This is a genomic window from Streptomyces sp. NPDC006365, assembly GCF_042870755.1.
Lineage (GTDB): Bacteria > Actinomycetota > Actinomycetes > Streptomycetales > Streptomycetaceae > Streptomyces > Streptomyces xiangluensis.
Genome location: NZ_JBIAHS010000034.1, coordinates 14,771 through 40,484, shown reverse-complemented (window position 1 = coordinate 40,484; position 25,714 = coordinate 14,771). Strand labels below are relative to the sequence as shown.

General features: G+C 68.1%; 21 protein-coding genes and 1 pseudogene. 11 read left to right on the top strand and 11 right to left on the bottom strand.

Going from position 1 to position 25,714, the window contains the following annotated elements:
• Positions 1-33 precede the first annotated feature (33 nt).
• Positions 34-666, top strand: coding sequence for a hypothetical protein (locus ACFYO0_RS45470; protein WP_388688055.1), 633 nt, complete (start codon positions 34-36; stop codon positions 664-666).
• Here ACFYO0_RS45470 and ACFYO0_RS45465 read toward each other — a convergent pair.
• Positions 640-873, bottom strand: a complete 234-nt coding sequence (locus ACFYO0_RS45465) for a hypothetical protein (RefSeq protein WP_388688110.1) — start codon at positions 871-873, stop codon at positions 640-642. The genes ACFYO0_RS45470 and ACFYO0_RS45465 overlap by 27 nt on opposite strands.
• Between ACFYO0_RS45465 and ACFYO0_RS45460 the strand changes: the two genes are divergently transcribed.
• Positions 805-1,287, top strand: coding sequence for a DUF397 domain-containing protein (locus ACFYO0_RS45460; protein ID WP_388688052.1), 483 nt, complete (start codon positions 805-807; stop codon positions 1,285-1,287). The two genes, ACFYO0_RS45465 and ACFYO0_RS45460, sit on opposite strands and share 69 nt — an antisense overlap.
• Here the strand turns inward: ACFYO0_RS45460 and ACFYO0_RS45455 are convergent.
• The 9 genes from ACFYO0_RS45455 to eccB all read right to left on the bottom strand — a co-directional run bounded on the left by ACFYO0_RS45455 (position 1,208) and on the right by eccB (position 12,009).
• Entirely contained in the window at positions 1,208-1,510 is a 303-nt protein-coding gene (locus tag ACFYO0_RS45455; protein ID WP_386350033.1) for a WXG100 family type VII secretion target, read from the bottom strand. The two genes, ACFYO0_RS45460 and ACFYO0_RS45455, sit on opposite strands and share 80 nt — an antisense overlap.
• 78 nt (positions 1,511-1,588) lie before the next feature.
• Positions 1,589-1,927, bottom strand: a complete 339-nt coding sequence (locus tag ACFYO0_RS45450; RefSeq protein ID WP_388688049.1) for a WXG100 family type VII secretion target — start codon at positions 1,925-1,927, stop codon at positions 1,589-1,591.
• A gap of 144 nt (positions 1,928-2,071) precedes the next feature.
• A complete protein-coding gene (locus ACFYO0_RS45445) occupies positions 2,072-3,220 on the bottom strand; it encodes a S8 family serine peptidase (RefSeq protein ID WP_388688047.1) in 1,149 nt (382 codons plus the stop codon).
• A 1,907-nt stretch (positions 3,221-5,127) separates the two neighbouring features.
• The gene (locus ACFYO0_RS45440; RefSeq protein WP_388688044.1) at positions 5,128-5,607 is read right to left on the bottom strand and encodes a hypothetical protein; all 480 of its coding nucleotides are present in this window, start codon (positions 5,605-5,607) and stop codon (positions 5,128-5,130) included.
• Positions 5,608-6,191: 584 nt separating this feature from the next.
• Positions 6,192-7,454, bottom strand: coding sequence for a hypothetical protein (locus ACFYO0_RS45435; protein WP_388688041.1), 1,263 nt, complete (start codon positions 7,452-7,454; stop codon positions 6,192-6,194).
• A gap of 451 nt (positions 7,455-7,905) precedes the next feature.
• A complete protein-coding gene (locus tag ACFYO0_RS45430) occupies positions 7,906-8,574 on the bottom strand; it encodes a hypothetical protein (RefSeq protein WP_388688038.1) in 669 nt (222 codons plus the stop codon).
• Entirely contained in the window at positions 8,571-9,152 is a 582-nt protein-coding gene (locus ACFYO0_RS45425) for a hypothetical protein (protein ID WP_388688035.1), read from the bottom strand. The genes ACFYO0_RS45430 and ACFYO0_RS45425 overlap by 4 nt, the downstream gene beginning before the upstream one ends.
• A gap of 71 nt (positions 9,153-9,223) precedes the next feature.
• Positions 9,224-10,462 (bottom strand): type VII secretion-associated serine protease mycosin, encoded by a 1,239-nt coding sequence (gene mycP / locus ACFYO0_RS45420; protein WP_388688104.1) that lies wholly within the window; start codon positions 10,460-10,462, stop codon positions 9,224-9,226.
• Positions 10,463-10,482: 20 nt separating this feature from the next.
• Positions 10,483-12,009: a type VII secretion protein EccB gene (gene eccB, locus ACFYO0_RS45415; RefSeq protein ID WP_388688032.1), complete on the bottom strand. Its 1,527-nt coding sequence runs from the start codon at positions 12,007-12,009 to the stop codon at positions 10,483-10,485.
• Between the two features lie 198 nt (positions 12,010-12,207).
• Here eccB and eccE point away from each other — a divergent pair, with 198 nt between their 5' ends.
• From eccE to ACFYO0_RS45400, 3 genes and pseudogenes are all read left to right on the top strand, one after another.
• Positions 12,208-13,524: a type VII secretion protein EccE gene (eccE, locus tag ACFYO0_RS45410; RefSeq protein ID WP_388688028.1), complete on the top strand. Its 1,317-nt coding sequence runs from the start codon at positions 12,208-12,210 to the stop codon at positions 13,522-13,524.
• Positions 13,525-13,529: 5 nt separating this feature from the next.
• Positions 13,530-14,306 (top strand): hypothetical protein, encoded by a 777-nt coding sequence (locus ACFYO0_RS45405; protein WP_388688025.1) that lies wholly within the window; start codon positions 13,530-13,532, stop codon positions 14,304-14,306.
• Positions 14,307-14,639: 333 nt separating this feature from the next.
• A pseudogene (locus tag ACFYO0_RS45400) lies at positions 14,640-14,720 on the top strand (SCO5717 family growth-regulating ATPase); the annotation flags it as partial.
• A 711-nt stretch (positions 14,721-15,431) separates the two neighbouring features.
• On the opposite strand, the gene ACFYO0_RS45395 reads toward ACFYO0_RS45400, so the two are convergent.
• Positions 15,432-16,181: a hypothetical protein gene (locus ACFYO0_RS45395; RefSeq protein WP_388688107.1), complete on the bottom strand. Its 750-nt coding sequence runs from the start codon at positions 16,179-16,181 to the stop codon at positions 15,432-15,434.
• A 42-nt stretch (positions 16,182-16,223) separates the two neighbouring features.
• Between ACFYO0_RS45395 and ACFYO0_RS45390 the strand changes: the two genes are divergently transcribed.
• From ACFYO0_RS45390 to ACFYO0_RS45365, 6 genes are all read left to right on the top strand, one after another.
• Positions 16,224-19,199 (top strand): AAA family ATPase, encoded by a 2,976-nt coding sequence (locus tag ACFYO0_RS45390; protein WP_388688101.1) that lies wholly within the window; start codon positions 16,224-16,226, stop codon positions 19,197-19,199.
• Between the two features lie 365 nt (positions 19,200-19,564).
• Entirely contained in the window at positions 19,565-21,451 is a 1,887-nt protein-coding gene (locus ACFYO0_RS45385) for an ABC transporter substrate-binding protein (RefSeq protein WP_388688023.1), read from the top strand.
• 91 nt (positions 21,452-21,542) lie between these two features.
• Entirely contained in the window at positions 21,543-22,619 is a 1,077-nt protein-coding gene (locus tag ACFYO0_RS45380) for an ABC transporter permease (protein ID WP_388688020.1), read from the top strand.
• Positions 22,616-23,539: an ABC transporter permease gene (locus tag ACFYO0_RS45375; RefSeq protein WP_388688018.1), complete on the top strand. Its 924-nt coding sequence runs from the start codon at positions 22,616-22,618 to the stop codon at positions 23,537-23,539. The genes ACFYO0_RS45380 and ACFYO0_RS45375 overlap by 4 nt, the downstream gene beginning before the upstream one ends.
• Entirely contained in the window at positions 23,536-24,627 is a 1,092-nt protein-coding gene (locus ACFYO0_RS45370) for an ABC transporter ATP-binding protein (protein ID WP_388688015.1), read from the top strand. The genes ACFYO0_RS45375 and ACFYO0_RS45370 overlap by 4 nt, the downstream gene beginning before the upstream one ends.
• A complete protein-coding gene (locus ACFYO0_RS45365; protein ID WP_388688013.1) occupies positions 24,624-25,658 on the top strand; it encodes an oligopeptide/dipeptide ABC transporter ATP-binding protein in 1,035 nt (344 codons plus the stop codon). Before ACFYO0_RS45370 ends, ACFYO0_RS45365 begins: the two co-directional genes overlap by 4 nt.
• Positions 25,659-25,714: the final 56 nt, after the last annotated feature.

The following is a 25,714-nucleotide window of genomic DNA, read 5'->3' as shown; positions in this document are numbered from 1 at the left end:
AGTGCTTGCAAGAGAGCTCTGGCTATCACAGCTGTGGCGCTTCTTGTCGGGGCTTGCAGCAACAACTCCAGTAACAACGAACCCGAGGAGTCGAGTACGGGCATCGCGGCGAGCAAGGTCTGCGATGGAACGCTCGACACCTCGGCTGCGGCAGCGTTGCAACGCCTGGCCGGTACGGATCAGTTCGACGAGTCCACGGCAACCAATGAGGCAGGCAATCCCACCGCTTTTTCCTTGAGGAACGCGATCAAAAATCTGCACGACGAGTACCGAAAGCGGAGCGCATGCTGGGTGTATAAGACCGGTGACGACAGCGGGGAGCCGCTTCTCGAGATCCGGTTCTCGGCATCCCGCAGCTACCCCTCGGCCTCTGAAAAGGAATCCAGCGGCGGTAAGGCCAGATACCCACTTGGCGTCTATGCACAAGTGGGCCCCAGCGGGGCAGATCTCTTTTTTCAGTGCACCACCAAAGCGCCAACTAAAGACGCATACGTCGGTGACACGAAATATGTGAAGGCCGAGCTTTTTTCAGTCGCCAACAAGATGCGAGGCGACAACGTAAACAAGGATCGTATAGTGATCCTGAATTCCATCTCCCGCAGGGTGGCCCAAGAGGCAGATTGCGCTTCGGAGGCGGGCCTACCGAGGGAGGTACCTTCTCAGTGAGTCGAAGGCCGAGGGCTGGGAGGTGCTCGCCGTCGTGCGCCGCACGGGCAACCGGTTCTCGGTCAACGCAATGTCCGCGATCAGCACCAAGGGCCACATACACTTCATGTCTTCACCGAGACCCTCGACGCCGACGTCATGTGCTGCTTCCTCGACCGGCTCGTAGGCCACTTCGACCGCAAGGTACACCTCGTCGTGGACGGTCACTCTGCCCACCGCTCCCGCCAAGTCCGCACCTGGCTGCCTGGCTGGCCGATCACCGCGACCGCATCGAGCTGCGCATTAGGCCACGCATGCGTCGAGGTTGCCAAGAACGGCCCCCTCATAGCTGTACGCGACTCCAAGCGCCCTGAGTTGCCGTGGACCACGGTGAGGCGTGGGGTCGGTTCACTGGTGCGCTGGCCGACGGGCGATTGCGCTGAGCCCCTGGCGAGGCGGAATGCCACTGCCGAAATAACGCGCCCGGGTGGACAGCTCGCCATACGGCACAGGGTGGGCACCTCCCGTGCATGCCCACCCTGTTTCTGTAAACCGCGCGCTCCTACTGGAAGTAGCTCGCGCCCTTCAGGTCGCCGCCCCGGTAGTCACCGCCGGCCGTCTGGACCCGCTGCGAGATGTTGACCAGGGCCTGGTGGATGCCGCGGGCGTGCGTGTCCCACTCCTTGGACTTCTTCTGGAACTCCTGGTACGCCTCGCCGCCCCAGCCCGAGGACACGTTGAGCACGGCCTGCTTCAGGGCCTCGAGGTCCTCCTCGAGCTTCTTGGCCTGATTGCCCAGCTCGGTGGCAAGCGCGTCCATGGTGCCGTACGTAACGGCAAGTTCGTCGTAGTGGACTCCGGACATGTTTCCCTCGCTTCTGTGAAGATTCAGCCGGACTGCGCAGCCCGGACAACAGTGCGACTCAATGCCGCCGATGGCTCCTCAGTAGCTGTTGAGCGCCGAGGTCTTTCCACCGAGATCGTCTACCGAGATCCGCCTGAGGTCGGCCTCGATCTGGGCTTCGAGGTTGCGCTTGTCGGTCTTGTTCAGGTTGATGCCCTCGAGGAAGTCGTCGAGCATCTTGCCGATCGCGACCATGTGCTGGTTGATTTCCGTCTGCTTCACGTTGAACGCCTGGGCACCCTGTCCCCTCCAGGCCTTCTCGATCATGTCGATCGTGCCCTGCAGCTTCGCAAGCGATGCCCTGATGTTGTCGTATCGATCGACGACCTCCGTCTGAAGCCTCTGTACGTCGCTGTCATTAAGAACGCGGTCCGCCATTTCGGCACTCCCTTTCCTGAGAGCTGTGGTTCATTGCTGCGCGCGTCACCGAATGGTGGTGCGCTGGTCGTCGCACTTCCGCGCAGCTGTGGTTGGCCTGCGCCGGAACCGTTGTGTGCGACGGGTTCAATCCCGAGTGATTCGTCATGCGCCGCGCCGTGAACGAACCACGGCGAAGGCACCGCCTCCGATCACCGCCAGAGCCCCGGCAGCTCCAAGGGCTACCCACAACACAGTGTTGTCGGACGTCTCCGAGCTTGATCTTGCAGCTGAAGTCCCGCCGCCTGAAGTGTTCTGCGGTGCTTGCGACGGGGCGGACGTGGAAGGTGAGGGAGAGGTCGAGGGGGACGCTTCCTCGACGCCAATACTGTTCTCGAAACTGAGGGGGTCCGTGTTGGCCGGTCCTGGATTGATACTGCTGTTTTCCAGGACCTTGCGAGGACGCATCAGACCATAGCCAAGGTAGCTGCTCCGCTCGCCCTTCGGCCAGGTACGGCCTGCGGTGTCGATCAAGCTGCGGAGGACCTGGTTGGCAGTCCAGTCGGGGTGGGCCGACCAGATGAGGGCGGCGGAGGCCGAGGCGATGGCGGTGGCCATACTTGTGCCCTTTTGGACGCAGTACGATTGGAACGTCGCGTCGCACCACGCGGGCACATTGAGGCCGGGAGCCGCCAGATCAACATAGTGGCCGTGCTCCGAGAACTTTCCAACCTTTCCTTTCTCGTCTGAGGCAGCAACCCCGACGACATAAGGATAGGCGGCCGGATAGCCGATGAAATTTTTGGATTCAGCGTCGTTGCCGGTACCGGCGAGCATCAACTTGCCCTTTGATTGGGCATACTTGACCGCCTCCTCCTCGTCCGGATCGATGGTGTCTCCACCGAAGGACATGCTGATGATCTGAGCATCAGTGTCCGCCGCAGCCCTGATCGCGTCCTCGACCGAAGGAGTCTTCTTCTTGTCGGAGGCGTTCCCCACACCCTTGGTGAGCACCCGGTAGGGGACGATCTTCGCACCAGGTGCCAACCCCTGCAGGCCGCTTTCTGCCCCAGTACCGGCAATCAATTCCGCCATGCTGGTGCCATGGCCGTCGAAATCCTTGGTGGCATTGTACGAGACCGCCTGTGGCACTTCATCTTCCAGCACCTGGCCCTTCAGCGACGAGGTGTTGGGATTCACTCCGGTGTCCAACACGGCGACTTTGACACCTTTACCCGTGCTGGTTTTCCACATGCCGTCGGCGTCCATCGCGTCCAAATACCACTGTTGTGATTGGACATCGGCGGCAGCCACGCTCGGAGCCAGCCCGGAAGACGCAATGGCGAAAGCGCCGAGTGCCGCGCTGACTATGGACGCGCGTCTTCCGGCACGTCCTGCGAAGAGCGCAGTCCATCTGCCACGGGGGCTGGTCGCTGTCATGCCTCTGTTGATCCTCGCTCGTGTTCAGTCAATCGCTGGCGGCGCGTTGCGTCGCTGAGTCTCGGGCTGGCGTTGGTCCTGGCGGTTCTCCCGGTTGGTATTGCGCCGACTCGCCCTCGGCCCTTGTGGGACTCCAGCACTGGCCCCCGCGGATCCGCCGTTTCTGCCTTCCCGAACTCGCCCCTTGGGTGTCCCAACAACTCCGTTCGGATTGCTGGCAGTGGGGCGGACAGGCCGCACCGGACCAGCGCCGGGCGCGGCCTGCGGCGCCCCGATGACCCCTCGCTGCTCGATCTTTCCGACCGGTGAACGGGAACCGCTACTGCTCTCGGCACCGACGACCGTCCCTCGGGGAACGCTGGAACTGGTTGATCCCGGAGCGGCACCACTGATCGGCTTTCCTCCGACGACGCCGTTGCCGTGCGCTGCCCCTGTCGGGCCCATGCCACCAGCACGGCCGTTCGCCGTTCCCCCTATGGGGCGGGGTGTTCCGCCGGAAATGCCTCGGCCCACGGGAGAGTTGCCAGTCGTCGTGCCACCGGCGCGAACCCCCGACGGTCCTGTAGCCGCGGCACGACCCATTGGACCCGCAGCACCGCGCTCGCCGGCTGTGCCGCCGAGAGCGCCTGCACGACCCTGAGCCGAGATCGGACCCGTGGCACCACGCCCACCAACAGTGCCGCCGGGAGCCCCTGCACGACCCTGAGCCGAGATCGGGGGCCTATTTCCGGTCGTTCCACCGACTCCCGAGGTGCGGCCGATCTGCCCGCCACGGGCAGGAGGAACCGCTCCCGAGGCGAAGGGCAGAGGCGACCCTCCGCTGGGGCCGCCTGAACTGGTAACCGGCTGCGGCGAATTAGTCGTCTGCCGCGTGGCTTCCTGAGGTGACAGAATGCCTACGCTGTCGATCTCCGTACCTACGTTCCCACCCGAGGAGATGGACGAGCCGTCCACGTCCTTGAGCGGCGGGGTGACGTCTCCCGAACGGGATTGGCGTGCCCCGGTGCCCGACGAGTCTTGTCCCGCCACTCCTGACTCATGAGCAGCCCCAAGCACCTCGCCACCTTGCACTTCAGCGCCCCAGACAGGGGCCCTGTTCTGCGGCTTAGGCACCCCCACATCCGGCATAGGCTCAAACGTAGGAGGCTCCTGCTGCGCCAGCGTCGTCTCCGACACCTCGTAGAAGGACGCCAGCCGGTTCATCTGGTTGATCGCCTCTTGGCGATCCTTCTCGGCGTTGAGGGCCGCCGCGTACTCCTCGTTGCCTTCAACTCGCTTGGGCGTCGGAATGTCCGCGACCGTCTTGGGGTCCAGCCGGGTGTCGCGGGGCGGCATGGCGCTGCGTACGGAGGCGAGGCCCGTGGCTGATGCCGTCATCTGGGTCCCGGCGGCCTCTGCGAAGTCGGCGAGTTGGCGTGCGTGGGTAACGAGTTTGGCGCCCCACTTACGGAAGGCCTCGCCGGACTCGCCCTCCCAGTCGACCCGGCTGATGTGGCCCTCGAGTTCCCCAGCGGCGTCCTCGATGGCGGTCTGGGCGTTCAGCAGAGCGGTGCCTGCCGTTTCCAAGTCCTCCGGTTTCGCCGACTCGACCATGTCGATCATGGCGTTCAGGTCGTGGCCTTCGAAGTTCGTCTTGCCGAAGACGCGGGGGAGCTTCCAGCCAAAGGGGAGCCACTGGCCCACCCCTGTCGCACCGTTCACCATGTCGATGACGTTGACCTGCCGAGCGGCTTGCTCTCTTTCCACCTGATGCGGGACCTGCTGCTCCTGCTCGCCGCTCATCAGTACGAGCCCCCTGCCGTCTCGTTGTTGTCCTTCGGCCCGGCCTGGCCATCCCTTGCAGCCTCCGCCTCAGCCTTCTCCCGCTTCGCAGCCTCCGCCGTAGCCCTCTCCCGCTCCGCTTCCGCCTGCTGACGGCCGATTCCAGTCTGGATCTCCCAGAACCGCTGCCGTTGCTCCTCTTCGACGTTGCTGAAGTTGCCGTCCGCGCCCATGACGGCGATCTGCATCGCCTCAATCTGAAGCCCCAGGTTCTTGGAGAGTGTGGTGAGGCGTTCATGGACGCGCTCGTACTGGCTGTGGAGGCCCTTCGCCTCGGCGAAGCCGCCCGCACCACTGAACGATGCCGCCGAGAGAGCATGCGCCGCGATCTTCTGAGGGCTGGCAGGCGAGCCCTCCAGGGTGGAAAGCACCGCATCCACACGCTTCTTGAAGGTTCCGAGCGCCTCCAAGCCGACCTTGAGGCCCTCCGCAGGCAGCATGCCTTCCCTCCCCGTTCCCCGCTTGTAAGCTGACGAGCGCCGTGCAGGCAGTGACCTGATCGACACACTCGATGACCACTGTAGTCATTGTGTAAATCGAGCCCAACTGAGCTTTGTGTTAGATCAGTTACGAAGTTGTCGAGGCGGCGTCAATCAGCCACCTCTCAACTCCCCCGAAACGCCTGAATATTGGGCACGCCGCCCTCGCTCAGCTTCCTCACGCCCCATGGCAAGACTTCCCTCCAAGGAGTTGTCCGCCTCGCGCGCCGCAACCTTTGCGATGCCAACGCGCGCCCGCGGCTGCTCCCCCGGCAACCCTCACCGAGCCCTCACCTCGCCGGGTTACTCCCGCACATAGGGCGAACCCTTTCGCCCAGTCCACGCTTGCGCACCGTAGGTCGACACCACGGAACTCTTCGCCAAGCTGACCGAAACCCAGCGCCCCGCCGACGGTGTTGCGCCAGGCGCACGCGAACGGGATTAACCCATTGGCCAGGTCACCTCACGCCGCCGTGGGTTGAGGGTCCGGTGGGTCGACCTCCATGCCCAACTCCGCGATGGCCAAGGCGCTGCCCGCCAGCTGGTCAGTGTCCGTCGAAGTCCTTGTCGGTGGGGAACCTCACGTCCATGCAGTCACGTCGCTCGGCGATGTCGTCGACGTAGGCGCGGAAGAGACTCTTCGCCCGGTCGAGGATGACGAGGCCGTAGGTGTAGCTGATGGTCAGGGTGTGTAGGGCGGGCTTGCCCTGACAGGTGGAGGAGGCCCACAGGACCTCGGCGCCTTCGTTGATGCCTGCCGTCCCGGCTTCGAGGTGCCCGTCGCCATTGAAAGCGTCGTCGTAGCCGACCGAGCGCGCATCCGGGCCGAAGTACGAGACTGTCCGCATCCACCAAGGGAAATGCGTGAGCGCGCTGTCTGCGTACTTGAGCCCCTCGCCGGTCAGGTTCCTCATGGCGCGGACGGCTGCGGGGCTCACGGCCAGCAGGCAAGGTTCCTCGGTGCTGCGGGAAGCTGTGGGGACCTCCAGCGCGCGGTCGGGGAGGTGGCCTCGCCCGGAGTGTTTGATGTAACGGCTGTACCAGGCGCAGGAGTCGTGCGCGGCTGTCGCCGTCTTGAGTGTCCGGCTCACGGGATCCAGGTTGGTGGGAAGGGCGCGGAGGCGGACGTCGCAACCGAGTTCGCCGGCTGCCGCCGCCGCGGCTTTGTGCGTGATGTCGGCCAGTCGCGAGACGTCCTCGTCGGACACCTCTTCGTAGTCGGCGCGTGCCGTGACGGTCAGCAGGTCCGGGACCGAATCCGAAGCGGCCGGAGCGCAGTCGGCCCGTACGGTGACGAAGTCGGCGCCGTAGACACCGAGGGTGCCGTCGCCCAGCGGCTGACCTTCGGTGCGGTCGGCCTGGCGGGTCACATCCCCCTCGTCCTCGGCCTGTTCCTCGTGCCCGAAGTAGTCGAAGGGTTCCGAGCCGATGTCGTCCCCCACGGAGTGCAGCGGCGTCGTTTCGGAGATTGTCCGCAGGGCGAGGGTGAGCAATCCGTCCGACTTCCCCGGTTCGGGGACGCGATAGATCCGGCACACGCCCGGCGGGTACTGCGGGTCGACCTCTCTGCTGGTGTCCGGCTTCGCCCTGACCATGCCCCCGCGCAGGTCCATCAGGTCCTCGCCGGAAACGAGTCCGCCGCAGGCCTCGGCGATCTGCCGTTCGCTGGCGGCACGGTCACGCGCGTCGTCGTAGGTGAGCCAGAACGCCCAGAGGCTCGCCCCGATGCCCAGCACCGCTGCGCCGCACCACAGGCGGGTGAGCGGCGTCCACCATGGCTGCTCGTCCAGTCGGTCGTACTGGCGCATCCGCTCCCCCACCCTGCGAGCTCCGCTGACTGAGCCGGTCGTCCTTACTGGATCATGGAGAAAGCTATCAGCCATGCTCATGGCTGCTCTGGGACGGCTGCAGAGCTTCGCGCAGAGGTGGCAGATCTCGCGCCAGGCGAATAGGGATGCCCGCTCGTCACATGGGTACGCACGGCGGTCGCAAAATCCTCCGCCCCCTCGTCCATGAGGATCACATCGAACCCGAACAGGTAATTGGCCTCCTGAGCCGCGATAGCAATATCCAGGAGGTGCACGGCTGGGCCGTCCGACAAGAGCGAAGAGAGGAATGGGCTCACGTTAACCACCTGCCTCAATACCCCTTGGGGGAGCCGACCGTCAGCACGATGAAGGGCTACTCCAGACCATCCTCCAGGGCTGTTTTACAGCTGCCACATGCGCTTGTAAAGCAGCCGAATCCTCGACACTCAAGTCACGTTACCCCATGCCCTTCAGCGAGATGCTCGCTCCCTTTTCCAACGATCTCCAACATGACGTTGCGGGACGCCCAAGAGATGCCGGGGGCAAGCGTCGACCTCAGCGCATCCGGATTCGGGAAGAGAAGCAAGACCTCTTGCGCTTGGGCGATGAGAGCTGTGGCTCTGCTCGCACATTCTCCCGGGTGCATGCTGTCGAACCCGGCCCGCAGACACTCGTCGAGTGTTTCAAATTCGTCGGTTTCCACCCAGTATTCGAAATCCATGAGTTCGGAAAATGCAAGAGAGATTTCCCACGGAGCCATGGGAAGCTCCTCAAAATCAGGGATACCCTTACGGCCGACTTTACGAATGGCCAATGCAGCGCTCGACAGATAGTCCTCCACCGACCGGCTGCCCGCAGCGAGGGTCAGCCTCTTCTCGAAGCCAGCCGGAAGCCGAGATCGCACGGGACTCGCCAACACCTCTGCGACAAGATCCACGAGGGCTGCGGCAGTGGCCAGCGGCAGCATCCAAGCGGCACCCTGGCTACGCGCCATGCTCCGGCAGAGACGAGCAACTTCATGATCGAAGTCCTCGTTCTCCGATGCGTTCACACGGAGAGACATGTCGAGCAATCGTGAGATAAACCCGTTATTGAACACTGCCCCGATGTATGTGGTCAACGCTCGCCACACCCCCTTAAGGTCGCGTCGAAGGACCAGAAGACACCGAGTTCGCTGTCGGACACCGCGAGCAGACCCACGTCCCAGTCGTGTTCGCTGACAGGGTCACAGCCGGCGATGGGGAGGTCGAAGTCCGGTGGGTCCCCTGCCCCATACCAGCCGTTGGTGAAGAACTGGGCAGTTGGAGGGGGAAAACGGTCCAGGAGGAGGTGCGCCTTCTCTTCGAGCCCGGGGCGGCGGTCTTCGAAGTCCGGTTCCTTGGTCACATCAAGCCAATTGGTCGTAATCGCGACCAGGAGTTGCTCGGCCGACGAGCGAGGAATGTTCCGGAGTCTGGATCGCCAGTCGGAGTCCGGGGGCAGGAAGGGCACGAGTCGGTCCGGGCTCCATTCCTCGTCGCCCTCCTCGTAGAAGGCCAGCGACTTCCAGGAACGGGGGTCCGTCGTCTCTTTGCGCAGCAGAGCCGCGGCGTCCAGTACCCAGTCCTCGTGGTGGCGCGGTCCCACGGCGACGATTGAGTAACGCCGCTCGTACATGGTCAGGGCATCCGCCCAGGCTGCGGCGCCTGGCGTTGTCATCGGCTCTCCCGTAAGAGTGAATGATGTGCGTCGTGGGCGTCACTGGAGACTCGCGATACCCCGCGCGTCACCTACTCCACCCCCACAACCCGCCGCCCCCGCCTCCGCGCATCCCGAATAGCCACCGCCGTACCCCCGAGACCCGCCACAAGAACCACCGCTCCCACGGCCACATACGTGGCAAGCCGAGCGTTACGTTCCTCAGCCGTTTCGCCCGTCTGGAACTTGGCCGCAGCCGGGGCTTCCGGCTTGCTCAAGCCCTGCTGGGGGTTGGGGGACTCCAGGGGCTGTTCGTCCTCCGTCAGGGCCCTGACCGGGTCAATGACTCCCCAGCCGACCAAGCGGTCGTGACCTCCGATCGTGCGCTCCGCTGTCTGTTCGATCTGGGCGACGATCTGCTGGGCCGTCCACGTCGGGTGCTTGGCCTTGATCAGGGCTGCGACGCCGGCGACGTACGGCGCCGAGAAGCTCGTGCCGTTGTCGGAGCAGTGGCCGTCCTTGGGGACTGTGGAGATCATGTCGACGCCGGGGGCTGCCACTCCGACGAAGTCGCCGGATTGGGAGAAGGGGGCGCGTTCGTTGTTGCGGTCCGAGGACGCTACCGCGAGGACGCCCTTGTAAGACGCGGGGTACGTCTTCTTGTCGTTGCCGCCGAGGCCGTCGTTGCCTGCCGAGGCCACGACGACGATGTCCTGGGCCAGGGCTTCGTTGATCGCCACTTCCAGGTTGGACGTCGGCTTTACCGCGTTCGAGGTGTCCTGGGAGATGTTGATGACGTCGGCCCCGGCCTGGATGGCGTATCGGATCGCCTGCACCAGGGTGTCGGCGGTGCCGTGGCCCTCCGCGTCGTTCTGCTGGATCGGGATGATCGTCGCTTCGGGCGCCAGGCCCACGAAGCCGGTGCCGGCGGCGGGGCGGGCCGCGATGATGCCGGCGACCTTGGTGCCGTGGCCGACGGCGTCCTTGGTGCCGTTCGCCCTGCCCCACTCGATCGGGTTGCCGTTGTCGTCCTTGAGGTTCTTGTCCAGGAAGTTGCGGCCGCTCTTCGCGTCGACCGCGTCCTTGAGCTGCGGATTCGTCACGTCCACGCCGGTATCGATCACCGCGACCCGTACGCCCTTGCCCTTCGACTGACTCCACAACTCGTCCAGGAGGACGCGCTGCAGGGACCAGGGACGGCCCGGGTATTTGCCGTTGGGGAACTGGCACTGGTCCGAGTACGGGAGGCCGGCCGCCGCCGCGGGGGGCGCGACGACCACCGGGGCCGTCGTGAACGTGGTGAGCAGGGTCGCGGCCAGCACCGTCTTCATAGGTCGCATGTCCGCGCCCCTCAGGAACCCTGCGGCTGGCGTGCCGCCGTCGTCGAAAGACGTGGGCCCGTGGGCAGGAACTCCGACCAGGCGGCGGGGATCGGCGCGGCGTCGACGTCCTTGTAGCCCAGCCGGATCTGGGCCTGTTCGGCCTCCTGCTGGGCCTGCTCACGGTCCTTGTCCGTCGTACCGATGCCGGCGTCGTCCGTGCCGCTGTCGGCGTTGGACTGCAGGACATAGCGCAGGCCCGTGTCGGTGACGAGGAAGACTGGGCCGGCCTTGGTCTCCTCGCCCTGGAACTGGCGGTAGAGCTGGCCGGAACCGGGCGTGACGTACGCGCTGGAGGAGCCGGTGGGCAGCTTGGCCGGGAAGTCCGTGCCCGCCCAGGTGCTCAGGGTCGTGGCGCCCGAACCGGCCTTCACGTCGCGCAGGACGTTGCAGACGGTGCTGCGGCTGCCTGCCGCTCCGGAGGCCTCGTTGACGGGCTGGGGGTCCTCGGTCGGCCAGGTGTACTCCGTGCCGAACGGCTTGCCCGGGACGATCGCGCCGGGGCTCATCTCCTTGGCCCGACCGGCCTGGCCAAGAGAGGCCAAGTCCTCACTGAACAGCAGGAGTTGGGCGACGAAGGCCGAGACGGGTGCGACTCGGCCGGGCAGCACCACGTAGTACTGGTCGCTGTTGAGGTCGGACGCCTTGAGCACCATGCCGACCTTGTCGGTCGTCTCGTCCAGCTGACCGGGGGCGTCGGCCGCGGTGCCCACCTGGCCGGTGATCTCGGGGAAGGAGATCGGGTCGCCCCGGTGCAGGGTGTCCAGCCATTCCTTGGACACCTTCTGCGGCTGCCTGCCGGAGCCGACGACGGCGCGCAGCAGCAGTTCGTCGCTCGTGCCGATGGGGTACGACCGTCCGCTCGCGTCCACTACATAGCGGTCCCCGTCCGGGCCTGCCACGTAGAGGAGTTGACCGCCCGCCAGTTTCTCTCCCTTGCCCTCGGTCGCCTTCATGTCGCGGGAGGCAAGGACCAGGGCCGCCTTCTGGATGGACTCGCCGCCCACGCTGGGGCGTTCGCAGACCGCCCAGCGCTTCTCGCTGCCCGCCTCGGACGCCGAGGGGAGGCGGTCGGGAGCGTACGGGATGCCGATGGTGACGCCGTGCGGGATCTTGCCGTTGTCGAGGACGGATTCCTCGACGGTCACCACATCGCCCTGGCCCTCGTCTAGGAGCAGCTTGGCGGACGCCATGTTGAGGACAGGGTGCAGCTGGACCTGCTTGCCGGTCTTCAGGACGACGTAGCGCGTGGTCGAGTCGCTGGCGACGATCACCTTGGCCTTGGGCTCGTTCCAGCCCTTGGGTGCGGTGGGCTTGAACATGCCCCACGCCCCGAATACGGCGAGGACGATCACGCCCACGATGACGCCGGGAAGGATCGAGCGCAGCGGGCGGGGCGCCCCCTCCTCCGAGCCGTCGGGTGACGGCTGCAGAAAGGCCGCGAGCATGCGGCGCTTCGCGAAGGTGTAGGCATTGAGCTGGTCGCGCCGAGAAGCCATCTGTGCCTGTCTCTCCCCGTGTTCACATGGTCCGCGCTCGCCGGGGCGACCTGGCCCCCGCCTTCGATGTCAGAGCGGCCCCCTACTATGCCTGTTGTCTGTGGGGACTTGTGGAGCGGGTAGGGTACCCGGGCTCTCAAGGGCCTTGTGCCGTGCGGAAATATCAGCGAGTTGTGAGCAAAACGGGGGGTTGGAGTGATGGCATCCGGAACGCGGACCCGGTCCCGTGACCGATCACGGACACCGGGCTCGTCGGGGCCCCGGCAGACACCGGCGCAGGGGCCGGCCTCGCCGGGAGCGCTCCACTTCAGAGTGCGTTCAGGTCAGGTCGGGGCATTCCGGCTGCAACGCTTCGTACTGTTCGAGATCGCGGCCGCCATCCTGCTTGTCGGATGGGTGATCGATCCTGTGGCCCTGGTGCCTGCGGCCGTCATCGCCGTCTGCCTGGTGCTGCTCTCCTTCGTTCGTCGCCGCGGCCGCTCCCTCCCCGAATGGCTGGCCACGGCACGAGCGTTGAAAGCACGGCGGCGCCGGGCAGCGAGTACGCCGATACCGGAGGGCACGGAGCCGGGGCTCGCGCCGGCCGTGGAGTGCGACCCGAGTCTGCGGACGTACACGTACGCCAGCCGTGACCGCCGGCCCGTCGGAATCATCGGGGACGGCACGTTCGTCACCGCGGTCCTGCAGGTCGAGGCCGACGCCACCGCGGTACGGGCCGAGCGGAACCGGCAGCCGCTGCCGATCTCCCTGGTCCACGACGCCCTGGAGGTGGACGGGATCCGGCTGGAGTCGGCGCAGGTCGTGCTGCACACCCAGCCCGCGCCCGCGATTCATCTGCCCCAGCAGTCCGTGGCCGTCGCCAACTACGCGCCCCTGCAGGAGCAGACGGGTGCGCCGGCCGTGCGGATCACGTGGATCGCGTTGAAGCTCGACCCGGAGCTGTGCCCGGAGGCCGTGGCCGCGCGCGGGGGCGGTCTCGTCGGGGCGCAGAAGTGTGCCGTGCGTGCCGCCGATCATCTCGCGAGCCGGCTGACCGGTGCCGGGTTCCGGGTGAGGCTCCTCGACGAGGAGGAGCTGACCTCCGCCATCGCCACCTCTGCCTGCGCAAACCCGCTGGTGACGGCGGAGGCCGGGCGCGCGGAGACGCGGGAGCGGCGGACCGAGGAGACGGGCCGGAGCTGGCGCTGCGACAACCGCAGACACACCACGTACTGGATCCGCAGGTGGCCCACGCTGGGCGGCGAGAGAGCGCCGTCGCTGCCGCAGCTGCTCGCACTCGTGACGGCCGTCCCCGCGCTCGCCACCACCTTCAGCCTCACGCTGACGCACGGGGAGCGGCAGGAGGTATCCATGAGCGGGCACCTGCGGGTGACCGGGCGCAGTGACGACGAACTCGTCGCCGCCCGGCGCGCGTTGCAGGGAGCGGCCCGGCACACGGGCACGGGGCTCGCCCGTCTCGACCGGGAGCAGGTACCCGGCATGCTCGCCACTCTGCCCCTCGGAGGTGCCCGGTGACATCGATGCCCACACGCGTGGGACAGGCGGCCACCGGTCGCGTCCAGCCGCGGCCCTCTGTCCCCGAGCGGGCGCGCGAACTCCTGCGCAGCGGCCTCGGGTTGATCGGACCGCGGCACGCTCGCCACTCCCTGTCCGTCGACCAGCTGGACGCCCTCGCTCTCCCCATCGGAGACGACGGCGTCGTCATCGGCGTGGACGCGGAGGGGCGCCCCGCGGTGTTGGGGCTCAATCGGCCGACTCCGTACGACGTCGTCCTCATCGGCGGGCTGTGGACCGTGCAGGTCATCGCGCTCAGGGCGGCGGCGACGGGCGCGCGGGTGGCCGTGGAGACGGGGCGGCCGCAGGCCTGGATACAGATGGTGCACGCCATGGGCGGCGGGCAGAACGGGCTGGCCGTGTATGACGTCGGGCGGGTGCCGCCGCAGGGCACTTCGGCCGGAACGCCCGTGCTGGTGGTCCGGGACTGCGGTATGCGGCCGCCGCGCGGCCGGGTCGTCTCCGGGCCCTGGCAGTCGGTGCTGACCCTGCTGCCGTACCTCAGCCCGGTGGCTCCGCGACTCGTGCGGCAGGCGCACCTCGTCGGCGTACAGAGAGTCTCGCCGGACGAGGCGGCGGAGCTCGGCCGCACGATGGCGCTGCCGCGACCCGAGGTGGAGTCCTTGCCCGGTCTCTCCGACGGCCTCACCCTCTGGTGCAGCGATCGTGACCGGCAGTACGTGATGACGCAGCCGACGGACGCCGAGACCGGATTGTTGGGTACGCCACGAAGGATGGACTGAGGGTTTGGATTTGCGAACCTTGGAACGGACTCGGGCGGTTTGAACGCGGGTCCCGGGCGGTTCGATGTTCGCCTTTTGCGCGGTTGTTCGCCAATTCGTTGATCGCGTAAGTCACTTCTGGGGCGGAGTGTGACGTAGTGGGTAGGTGCCGAGTGTGGGCGGGCCTGCCGTGGGGGTTGTTGTGGTGATTAGGCTGGGTGGGGTGCGGCAGGAGAACCCGTGGGCGGGTCGGCCGCGTCACAGGGGGAGAGCCGGGTGGATCAGACGGCCTCGGTCGACTAGAACGGTCGCCCCAGCACGGCATGACGGTGCTCGACCACACCAGGAGGAATTGTGAACAGCGATCGGGACGGGATCCGCGGGGGCTGGGCCACACCCGGCGATGACCAGTCCGACGCCGAGTCTGCCGTCGAGACGACGGGCGAGTTCACCATCGATTACGCGCCGCCTGCCTGGTATACGCAGAATGCGTCGGGTAGTTCGGAGGAGGCATCCTCTTCTCCAGTTTCTCCGGCTTACCCGTTTTCGGCCACCTCTCCTGATTCCGCTGGTCCTCTCGGTTCCCCCGACACTCCCGTTGCTCCGTTGGCGGAGGGGACGGGTACGGCTGAGGAGGCTGCGGCTGACGACAGTTCGGCGGCTGCGGAGGGGGCTTCTACTGCCGAGGGTTCGTCGGCTGTTGGTGGTCCGGGAGCTGTGCCCAAGTTGCCGGTGGGGGGCGGGTTCGAGCCGGGGTGGCGTACATCCGATGCGTCGGCCGGGGCGCCTGCCGCTGACGCCGGTAGTCCAACCGCCTTGCCCAATCTGCCTGTAGGGGGCGGCTTTCAGGCTCCGTGGGCTGCGCCTGTGCCTCCGGCTCCCGTTGCCGATGCTCCCGACGAGGGCGAGGCGGAGGGCGCGGAAAATGGCGATCTGGAGAGTGGCGCCACCATGCGGATTTCCGCTGTCGCTCTTAAGAGGGAGATTCAGGAGCGGGCTGCGGAGGCCGAGGGCTCGGAGGCTGGCGACGGTTCAGCGGTTGTCCATGAATCGGCGGCTGTCGATGAGTCTGTCGTCGAGGAGTCGGCTGGCGATGTCTCCGTCGACTCGGCTGAAGAGAGCGCTGGGCTTGAGGACGGGGGCGACTCACTCCGCTCCGATGAGGTCGCAGCTGCCGCTGACGCCAGCTCCGATGTTGGTGACGACTCGGGTGTTGGTGACGACTCGGATGCCGTTGACGACTCGGATGCTGTTGAGGTGTCGGCCTTCGGCAGTGGGTCGAGCGACGGTGGCGTCGATGGCGTAGACGAAGAGGAAGAGTTTGAGGGGGCGTCCTCGGAGGATTTGGCCGAGGGGGCCGGCGAGGCGGAGCACGACGAAGGCGACGTCCGCGACGTCGTGGACGAGTCCGCTGACGTTGCCGAACTCCCCCAGGTTGATGTCGTTCCCGCGGGTTCTGGCGAGGATGCCGAGGCCGAGGACGACGAGGTCAAGGACGCTGTTCCTGCGAGGGACCTGGAGCCCCAGGACGCGGAGCCCGAGGATGCCCCGCCGGGTGACGATGCCGAGCCGGAGGACGCTCAGCCGGGGCAGGGTGAGCCTGCGGAGGCGGAACCTCAGGACGCGGAACCTCAGGACACAGGGCCCCAGGATGCAGGGCCTCAGGATGCAGGGCCTCTGGACGCGGCGCCTCGGGACGCGGGGCGTCAGGACGCCGAACCTCAGGACGTAGTGCCGGGGCTTGGTTCGGGGGCAGACGACGCGGTGCAGGACGCGCCTCCGGCGTGGGCTCCGCCGCCGTTGCCGCAGGGTGGGCTTCCGCCGTTGCCGCCCGCGTATCAGCCTGCATCGCCTGCTACGGCGGCACAGTGGCCCACGTCCGCGGAGAGCGACCATCAGGGCGGCGAGGGACAGACAGGGGGGCCGGCGCAGCCGTCGGTGCCGCCGCAGGGGCAGCAGCCGTTCCAGCCGCAGGCACCGCAGCCTGCGCCTCAGGCTTGGCCTGCTACTCCGGGGACTCCTGCCGTGCCGGGCCAGCGCGCGGATGGGGAGCCGGGGCCCGCTCCGGCCGCCGACGCCACGCCTTCGGCGCCTGCGGCAGGCGGTTCCGGGGCTGGTTCACCTCCTGGGAATCCGGGGGGCCCGGGCTTCCCGCAGTTCGGTACGCCGCCTGGTACCGCACCGGGTCCACAGGGCGGCAACCCGGGTACGACACCGGCGCCGCAGGGCAGCCCCGACTTCCAGCAGGCCGGGAGCCCGGCCGCGCCTCCGGCCGCCCAAGGTGGTTACGGATTCCCGCTGCCGGGTGCCGCGACGACGGCTCCGCAGGACAGCCCCGCCCAGCCGCAGGCTCAGGGCGGCTACGGATTCCCACGGCCGGGTAACGGCCCCGCTCCCCAGACGCCGAACGTTCCAGCGCAGGGTGCGCCCAACACGCCCGGGCAGGGCGCGGGTTATGGGTTCCCGCAGCCTGGCGCGCCCACGGGCGCCGCCGCCAACTCCGACGCGCCCCAGGCACCCGGTCAACACGCCGGCTACGGATTCCCCCAGCCCGGGAGCCCTGCGCCGGAGACGCCCAACACCGGCCAGCCCGTCGGCGGGTTCCCGCAGCCCGGTACGCCGGCAGGTGCTGCCGCCAACCCCGCTGCCCCCAACTCACCTGTCCAGCAAGGGGGTTACGGATTCCCGCTGCCGCCCGCGCCTGGACAGCAGGCACAGGGTGCCGGTCAGCCCCCGGCTTCGGCACCGGGGCAACCCGCTGCTCAGCCGCCCGCCGCCGCGCAACCGCAGCCGCAGCCGCAGCCGCAGCCGCCACAGGCGCCCAGCCCTCAGGCCGGTTACGGATTCCCGCAGCCCGGCACGCCCGCAGCCACCAACGCCGCTGCACCCAACTCGCCAGCCCAGCAAGGCGGTTACGGGTTCCCCCAGGCACCCGCCCCAGGGCAGCAGGTGCAGGGGCCCGGTCAGCCCGGGCCCGGAGCTTCGGCGCCGACGCAGCAGGGCGCGCCCCAGCCGCCCCACGCTCAGCCCCAGCCCCACCCCGGCCAGCCGTACACACCGCAGGGCGGCCAACCTTTCCCGCACCAGCCGAACCCCCAGGCCGGTGCCGACCAGCCCCAGCCCCAGCCCCAGCCCCAGCCCCAGCCCCAGCCCGGCGTACCGCACCCGCACCCCCAGGGTCAGCAGCCGCCCATGCCCCAGCCGGGGCAGCAGGGTCAGCCGGACGGGCAGCCGCCCGTCGACCCCCGTGCCGGTGCCGCCTGGCCGCAGGCCATTCGGCATGATCAGCGGCAGCCCACCAACCCGGGGGCGCCGCTCGGGTACACGGCGGCCGTTGAGCTGTCGTCGGACCGGCTGCTCAACAACAAGAAGCAGAAGGCGAAGAGCGGGCGTACGGCGGCCGCATCCTCCCGCTTCAAGATCGGGGGCAAGAAGGAGGAGGCCGAGCGGCAGCGGAAGCTCGAGCTCATCCGGACTCCGGTGCTGTCCTGCTACCGCATCGCCGTCATCAGCCTCAAGGGCGGCGTCGGCAAGACGACCACGACCACCGCGCTGGGCTCCACGCTCGCCAGCGAACGGCAGGACAAGATCCTCGCGATCGACGCCAACCCGGACGCCGGTACGCTCGGCCGTCGCGTGCGCCGCGAGACCGGGGCCACCATCCGTGACCTCGTCCAGGCGATCCCGTACCTCAACTCCTACATGGACATCCGGCGGTTCACTTCGCAGGCGTCCTCGGGACTCGAGATCATCGCCAACGACGTCGACCCGGCGGTCTCGACGACGTTCAACGACGAGGACTACCGGCGCGCGATCGACGTGCTCGGCAAGCAGTACCCGATCATCCTGACCGACTCCGGTACGGGCCTTCTCTACAGCGCCATGCGCGGCGTACTCGACCTCGCCGACCAGCTCATCATCATCTCGACGCCCTCCGTGGACGGTGCGAGCAGCGCCAGTACGACGCTGGACTGGCTGTCCGCGCACGGGTACGCCGACCTGGTGTCGCGGTCCATCACCGTCATCTCCGGAGTGCGTGAGACCGGCAAGATGATCAAGGTGGACGACATCGTCAGCCACTTCGAGACGCGGTGCCGCGGCGTGATCGTGGTGCCGTTCGACGAGCATCTGGCGGCGGGTGCCGAGGTCGACCTCGACATGATGCGGCCGAAGGTGCGCGAGGCGTACTTCAACCTCTCGGCGCTGGTCGCCGAGGACATCGCGCGGCACCAGCAGTCGCAGGGCCTGTGGACGTCGGACGGCAACCCACCGCCGGTCGCCGCGCCGCCACTGCCGGGGCAGCCCGTCCCTGGCCAGGTCCCGGCGCAGGGCCAGCCGGGCCAGGCGTACCCCCAGCACCCGGGTCAGCCAGGCGGCCAGCCGTACCCGCAACAGCCGGGCGCGCAGCCCCAGCCCGGCCACCAACCGGGTGCCCAACCCCCGCCCGGCCACCAGCCCGGCCCTCACCCCGGTGCCCAGCACCAGCCTGGAGCCCAGCCCGGCGGTTACCCCCAGCCGCCCGCGCAGCCAGGCCACCCCGGCGCACCCGCACCCCAGGGTTGGCAGCACCACCCGGGCGGACCCACACCGCCCCAGCCCGGCGGTTACGGATTCCCGCAGCCCGGCCAGGCTGCCGCCCAACCCCAGCCAGGACAACCGCAGCCGCCTCAGCAGCCACAGCCCGGCGGCCCGGCACCCGCACAACCTCAGCCCGGTCACCCCGGTCACCCCCAACCGGGCGCCCCGTTCCAACCGCCCGCCCCGGCTCAGCAGTTCCAGCCGGGTCAGCCCTTCCAGCCGAACCAGCCACCGCAGGCAGACCAAGGGCAGAACCAGGGCCAGGGCCAGGGCCAGGGCCAGAGTCAGGGTCAGAACCAGAGCCAAACCTCGCCACCGCAACAACCCCCGCGGTAACCCAACCGGCCGAATCCCACCCACCGGTTCCAGGCGAAGGGCCCGCCCCGTTCCCCAACGGCGGCGGGCCCTTCGCGTACGCCCGCACACACCCGCGTACGAGACCGGACACGCACCCCACCCACCACCCCAGAAACACCCTCACACCAGCCCCGATCCCCACGCCCGGGCCTCCCCCAGACCCACCGTCAGACCTCTACCAGGCCCCCTTCACCGGTCTGGACCAATGGTCGCCAAATACACTCCAACTCGTTATTTCCGCAGGCCACATGGGGTGTATCCGCCGTTGACGCACGCCTGGCGTCGCTGATAAACACGCACACCAACTCCCGGTGATGACGCGAGGTCAGCGAGGTCTGCGAGCCATGGACACATACGACCAGTACGACAGAACCAAGCGCACCCCCCACCACACCCGCCGCTTCCTTCGCTCCCACCGCCTCCTCGCGGCCGCAGCCACCGCCGCCCTCACCCTCACAGCCGGCCTCACCACCCCCCTGAACCCGGCACCCCAGCGCGCCCAGGCGGCGGCCGACGACGGCAAGGACGTACTCACCGTCGCCGTGGCGCAGAGCGTCGACTCGCTGAGCCCGTTCCTGGCGACGCGGCTGGTCAGTACGAGCATTCACCGGCTCATGTACGAGTACCTGACCAACTACGACCCGAAGGACAACCACGCGATCCCGGGCCTGGCCACCAAGTGGGAGCCCTCCGCCGACAAGCTCACCTGGACGTACACGATCCGGGACAACTCCAAGTGGTCGGACGGCAAGCAGGCCACCGCCGAGGACGCGGCGTGGACGTTCAACAAGATGATGACCGACGACGGCGCGGCCACCGCGAACGGCAGCTTCGTCGCGAACTTCCGCAAGGTCACCGCCCCGAGCCCCACCAAGCTCGTCATCGAACTGAAGAAGCCGCAGGCCACGATGGCCGCGCTGGACGTGCCGATCGTGCCGAAGCATGTGTGGGAGAACGTCGGCGACTTCTCGAAGTTCAACAACGACAAGACATACCCCATCGTCGGCAACGGGCCGTTCGTCGTCACCGACTACGCCGCCGACAGCTTCGTACGGCTGAAGGCCAATACGTCCTTCTGGCGTGGGGCTCCGAAGTTCGACGAGCTGGTCTTCCGTTACTACAAGGACCAGGACGCCGCCGTCGCCGCCCTGCGCAAGGGCGAGGTCTCCTTCGTCGCGGGCGCCCCCGCCCTGACACCGGCCCAGGCCTCGTCCCTCGAGGGCGAGGAGAACATCAAGGTCAACGACGCGCCCGGCCGCCGTTTCTACGCGCTCGCGACCAACCCGGGCGCGCGGGCCAAGAACGGTGAGAAGTTCGGCGACGGCCATGCGTCGCTGCTCGACCAGAAGGTCCGTCAGGCCCTGTTCATGGCCGTCGACCGCAAGAGCATCATCGACAAGGTCTTCCAGGGCCACGCGGTCGAGGGCGAGGGCTATATCCCGCCGCGCTTCTCGACGTACCACTGGAAGCCGGCGGATGGCCAGAAACTGTCGTACGCCCCGGACAAGGCGAATCAGCTCCTCGACGAGGCGGGCTACAAGAAGAGCGGCGACGGCAAGCGCGTAGGCAAGGACGGCAAGCCGATCAACTACCGCGTTCTGTGTCATGCGACGGACCCTCAGGACAAGGCGGTTGGCAAGTATCTCCAGGAGTGGTGGGGCGAGCTCGGCATCGGCGTCACCCTCAACTGCCTGGACAACGTGACCGATCCATGGCTCGCCGGCGAGTACGACCTCGCCTTCGACGGCTGGTCGGTCAACCCCGACCCCGACTTCGTCCTGTCCATCCACACCTGCGCCGCGCTCCCGGCGACCCCCAAGGACACCGGCGCGACGGACAACTTCATCTGCGACAAGCAGTACGACGAGCTGTACGGGAAGCAGCTCGCCGAGTACGACGCCGCCAAGCGGGCGGACCTCGTCAAGCAGTTGCAGTCGCGGCTGTACGAGACCGGGTACATGAACGTCATGGCGTACCCGAACGCGGTCGAGGCCTACCGCACCGACCAGATCGAGTCGATCATGACGATGCCGCAGGACGCGGGGAACATCTACGGCCAGGACGGCTACTGGGGCTGGTGGTCGGCGACTCCGGCCGCCGTCGGCGAGGCCTCCGAGGAGTCGAGCTCCGCGGGCGTCATCATCGGCATCGTCGCGGGTGTCGTGGTCCTGGCGGGCGTCGGTTCGTTCTTCGGGATGCGTCGCCGCGCGAGTGCCGAAGACCGCGAATAGCCACCGCCGAGAACCCTGAGCAGCCCCCACCCCCCACCCAAAGCTCCGCCGAGTGCCCCCACCGATGAGCCGAGTGAGAGTTCATGACCGTATGACCGCTGAAGCGACACCCTCGCTGGTCGAGAAGGCCGAGAAGACCGACGGCCCCCTCGAGACCGGGCCGTCGGTCCGCGGGCCGCGGGCGCGCACGAGAACCGCGTATCTGCGGTATGTGGCGGGCAAGGTGGGCGGCGCGGCCGTCTCGCTGTTCGCCGTCCTCGTCACCAGTTTCTTCCTCTTCCGGCTGATCCCCGGCGACCCGGTGAAGCACATGACGGGCGGGCGCCAGGTGTCGGCCGAGCAACTCGCCACCTACCGGCGGGAGTTCGGGCTGGATCTGCCGCTCTGGCAGCAGTTCACGGAGTACTGCGGCAAGGCGCTCACCGGCGATCTCGGAACGTCGTACCAGTTCAACGCGCCCGTCATCGACAAGATCACCGAGGCGCTGCCGAACACACTGCTGCTCACCGGCACGGCGTTCGTCCTCTACACGGCGCTCGGCGTCTTCCTCGGTACGCGTGCCGCCTGGCGCCACGGCGGCGTCGGCGACCGGCTCAACACCGGTCTGGCGCTGACCCTTTACTCGATTCCGTCGTTCTGGTTGGGGCTACTGCTCATCATCGTCTTCGCGGTGGGCATCGGCCCGATTCCCGGTCTCTTCCCGACCGGCGGCATGGAGTCGGGCGGCGAGGAGGGATTCGCGTACGTCCTCGATGTCGCCCATCACCTGATCCTGCCCGTGATCACGCTGGTCGCGGTGGAGTACGGGCAGACCCTGCTCGTCACGCGGTCCGCGCTGCTGGACGAGATGGGCAGCGACTATCTGACCACCGCGCGGGCCAAGGGACTCCGGGACGATCTCGTACGCCGTCGCCATGCCGTGCCGAACGCGATGCTGCCGACCGTGACGCTGATCTTCGTCAATCTCGGGCGGACCGTCGCGGGTGTGATCCTCGTGGAGACCGTCTTCTCCTGGCCGGGCCTCGGCGGGCTCTTCTACCAGGCACTGAGCGTGCCCGATCTTCCGCTGGTCCAGGGGCTGTTCTTCATCTTCGCGGCGGCGGTGATCGTGATGAACACGCTGGCCGATCTGATCTATCCGCTGCTCGACCCCCGGGTGGGCCGATGAAGACCGAAACAACTACCCATGTCACCCAAGCGAGTCCGCGCGCACTCGCCCGGCAGCGGCGCCGTCACTCGGCGGCCCGCTTCTGGAAGCAGTACCGCTCGCACCGCGCCGGTCTCTTCGGCCTCGCCGCCCTGGTGCTCTTCGCGCTGGTCGCGCTGACAGCGCCGCTGACCATCGGCTCCGATGTGCAGAGCGTGACGGATGCGCCGGGCGGGCCGCTGGAGAGTCCGAGTGCCGAATTCCCGCTGGGGACGGACCAGTTCGGGCGCAGTCTGCTCGGTCTGGTGATCTGGGGCTCGCGGGTCTCGCTGCTCGTGGGGCTGCTCGCGGCGGTGTTGTCGGTGGCGATCGGGGCGCTGATCGGGATCACCGCCGGGCACTTCCGGGGCTGGTACGCGACCGTGATGATGCGGATCACGGACTGGTTCCTGGTCATGCCGACACTGGTGCTCGCGATCGCACTCGCCACCGTGATGTCCCGCTCGCTCAGCACGATCATCCTGGCGATCGGCGTCACGACCTGGCCGACCACGGCCCGGCTGGTGCGCGCCCAGACCCTCGCCGTGGAGTCGCGGCCGTACATCGAACGTGCCGAGGCGCTCGGCGGCGGCCACGGGCACATCATGTCCCGCCATGTCCTGCCGAACGTCATGCCGCTGGTGCTGGCCCAGACGACATTGATCATCTCCTCCGCGATCCTCGCCGAGGCGACGCTGGCGTTCCTCGGGCTCGGTGATCCGACGGTGGTCTCCTGGGGCGGGCTGCTGCAGGACGCGCGGGAGGCGGGCGCGGTCAGTTCGGGGAAATGGTGGTATCTGGTGCCGCCGGGTATCGCGATCGCCGTGGTCGCCCTCGCGTTCACGCTGTGCGGGCGCGCGGTCGAGTCCGTTCTCAACCCCAGACTGGGGGTGGCCCGTTGAGGCTCCTGGAGGTACGCGACCTCGAAGTGACGTACGCGGGTGGGGCCGCCGCCGTACGCGGGGTGAACCTCACCGTGGACGCGGGCCAGAAGCTGGGCCTGGCGGGTGAGTCGGGCTGCGGCAAGTCGACGCTGGCGCTCGCGCTGCTCAGACTGCTGCCGTCCGGGACCCGGGTGTCCGGGGAGGTTCTCCTGGACGGCGAGGATGTGCTGGGCATGAGGTGGGGGCGGGTACGGGCGGTTCGGTGGGCAGGTGCCTCGATCGTGTTCCAGGGCGCGATGCACTCGCTCAACGCCGTGCACCGCGTCGGCGACCAGATCGCCGAACCCATCCTGCTGCACAGGAAGGCGACGCCCGCGGGCGCCCGCAAGAAGACCGGCGAACTCCTGGAGCACGTGGGCCTTCCGGCGGCGCGCGCGTCCGCGTACCCGCACGAGTTGTCGGGCGGCCAACGGCAGCGCGTCATGATCGCCATGGCTCTGGCCTGCGATCCCCGCCTGATCATTGCCGACGAGCCGACCACGGCCCTCGACGTGATGATCCAGGCGCAGATCCTCCGCCTGATCGAGCAGCTCGTCGCCGAACAGGACCTGGGCCTCATCATGATCAGCCACGACCTCGCGGTCCTGGCCGACACCTGCGACCGGCTCGCGGTGATGTACGCGGGCCGGGTGGTCGAGGAGGGCCCGGCGCGGTCGGTCCACGAGAACGCCCATCATCCGTACGCCCGGGCTCTGTCAGCGGCCTTCCCACGCATCGGCGACCCCGCATCGCGCTTCGCGCCACGCGGGTTGCCGGGCGACCCCCCGGATCCGGCCGCCCTGCCCTACGGCTGCACATTCCATCCGCGCTGCTCGGAGGCCTTGGACGCGTGCGCGACGGAGGACCAGCAGCTGCGCGACGCGGGCCCGGCACGCAGGGCGGCTTGCGTTCACGTGGGGTTGCCGGGACCGGCTGGGACCGCCGCGGATTCCGACGCGGCGTTGGCCACGACCGCGGCCGAGGCCGACAGCGCATCCGCCGCAGGCGATGCCGTCGGGGATGCCGTCGGGGATGCCGTCGGAGAAGCGAGGAGTAGTACGCCATGACGAGCACCACTCCTCCTCAGCCCTCCGGGGCGGCGCCCCTCCTCAGCGCCGAAGGCCTGCACGTCGCCTTCCCAGGTCGCCACGGCGCAGCCCAGGCCCGTGCTGTCGACGGAGTCGACCTCGACATCCTGCCCGGGGAGATCGTCGCGTTGGTCGGGGAGTCGGGGTGCGGCAAGACGACGCTGGCGCGCTCCTTGCTCGGGCTCGTCCAGCCGACCGCGGGTCGCGTGACCTTCGACGGAGAGCCCCTTGGCTACTCCTCGCGGGCCCTCAAGGCATACCGCAGGCGCGTTCAGCTGGTGCTTCAGGATCCGAGCGGCTCGCTCAATCCGCGGCACACGGTGTACGACGCGGTGGCGGAAGGGCTGCGTGTCCACAGATACGCGGATGACGAGCGGGCGGCGGTCGCCGAGGCCCTCTCCCGGGCCGGGCTGCGTCCCCCGGAGCGCTTCTTCCTCCGCTACCCGCATGAACTGTCCGGCGGCCAACGGCAGCGGGTCGTCATCGCGGGCGCACTCGTCCTGGAGCCCGAACTCATCGTCGCCGATGAGCCGGTGGCCTCCCTCGACGCCTCCGTACGCGGCGAGATCCTGGCCCTCCTGCTGCGCCTGCGCACCGAACTCGGCCTGTCCGCCCTCGTGGTGACGCACGACCTTGGCCTCGCTTGGAACATCGCGGACCGGGTCGCGGTGATGTACCTGGGCCGGATCGTGGAGACAGGAGCGGTGGAGCAGGTCCTGACGGCACCCCAACATCCGTACACCCGAGCCCTGTTGTCAGTCCTGCCGGAGGCACCCGGCGATCCGGTGGTCCTCACCGGCGAACCCCCGGACCCCTCCCGCATCCCCTCCGGCTGCCGTTTCCACGCCCGCTGCCAGGTCCTCGCGAGCGGCGAGGCCGAACGTGCTTCGGTCGCGGACGCCTGCCGCGGACAGGAGTTGCCGGTACTGGCCGGGGACGGCCGGACCCAAGTGGCTTGCCACTGGGCAGATGCCGTCGGGGCGGCGGCCGTGGAGCAGGTGCGGCAGTAGCAGTCGGCTTTGCCGATACGCAAATGGGGGCGCCCGGCGCTGTGACGGCACCGGGC

What these genes read in the sequence shown, in the direction of transcription:
- eccE (WP_388688028.1), top strand. Translation starts at nt 12,208, where the DNA reads ATGGCATCCGGAACGCGGACCCGGTCCCGTGACCGATCACGGACACCG.
- ACFYO0_RS45435 (WP_388688041.1), bottom strand. Translation starts at nt 7,454, where the DNA reads ATGCGCCAGTACGACCGACTGGACGAGCAGCCATGGTGGACGCCGCTC.
- ACFYO0_RS45380 (WP_388688020.1), top strand. Translation starts at nt 21,543, where the DNA reads ATGACCGCTGAAGCGACACCCTCGCTGGTCGAGAAGGCCGAGAAGACC.
- ACFYO0_RS45440 (WP_388688044.1), bottom strand. Translation starts at nt 5,607, where the DNA reads ATGCTGCCTGCGGAGGGCCTCAAGGTCGGCTTGGAGGCGCTCGGAACC.
- mycP (WP_388688104.1), bottom strand. Translation starts at nt 10,462, where the DNA reads ATGAAGACGGTGCTGGCCGCGACCCTGCTCACCACGTTCACGACGGCC.
- ACFYO0_RS45395 (WP_388688107.1), bottom strand. Translation starts at nt 16,181, where the DNA reads ATGGTCGCTCTCCGCGGACGTGGGCCACTGTGCCGCCGTAGCAGGCGA.
- ACFYO0_RS45455 (WP_386350033.1), bottom strand. Translation starts at nt 1,510, where the DNA reads ATGTCCGGAGTCCACTACGACGAACTTGCCGTTACGTACGGCACCATG.
- ACFYO0_RS45450 (WP_388688049.1), bottom strand. Translation starts at nt 1,927, where the DNA reads ATGGCGGACCGCGTTCTTAATGACAGCGACGTACAGAGGCTTCAGACG.
- ACFYO0_RS45385 (WP_388688023.1), top strand. Translation starts at nt 19,565, where the DNA reads ATGGACACATACGACCAGTACGACAGAACCAAGCGCACCCCCCACCAC.
- ACFYO0_RS45405 (WP_388688025.1), top strand. Translation starts at nt 13,530, where the DNA reads ATGCCCACACGCGTGGGACAGGCGGCCACCGGTCGCGTCCAGCCGCGG.
- ACFYO0_RS45365 (WP_388688013.1), top strand. Translation starts at nt 24,624, where the DNA reads ATGACGAGCACCACTCCTCCTCAGCCCTCCGGGGCGGCGCCCCTCCTC.
- ACFYO0_RS45460 (WP_388688052.1), top strand. Translation starts at nt 805, where the DNA reads ATGTGCTGCTTCCTCGACCGGCTCGTAGGCCACTTCGACCGCAAGGTA.
- ACFYO0_RS45375 (WP_388688018.1), top strand. Translation starts at nt 22,616, where the DNA reads ATGAAGACCGAAACAACTACCCATGTCACCCAAGCGAGTCCGCGCGCA.
- ACFYO0_RS45425 (WP_388688035.1), bottom strand. Translation starts at nt 9,152, where the DNA reads ATGACAACGCCAGGCGCCGCAGCCTGGGCGGATGCCCTGACCATGTAC.
- eccB (WP_388688032.1), bottom strand. Translation starts at nt 12,009, where the DNA reads ATGGCTTCTCGGCGCGACCAGCTCAATGCCTACACCTTCGCGAAGCGC.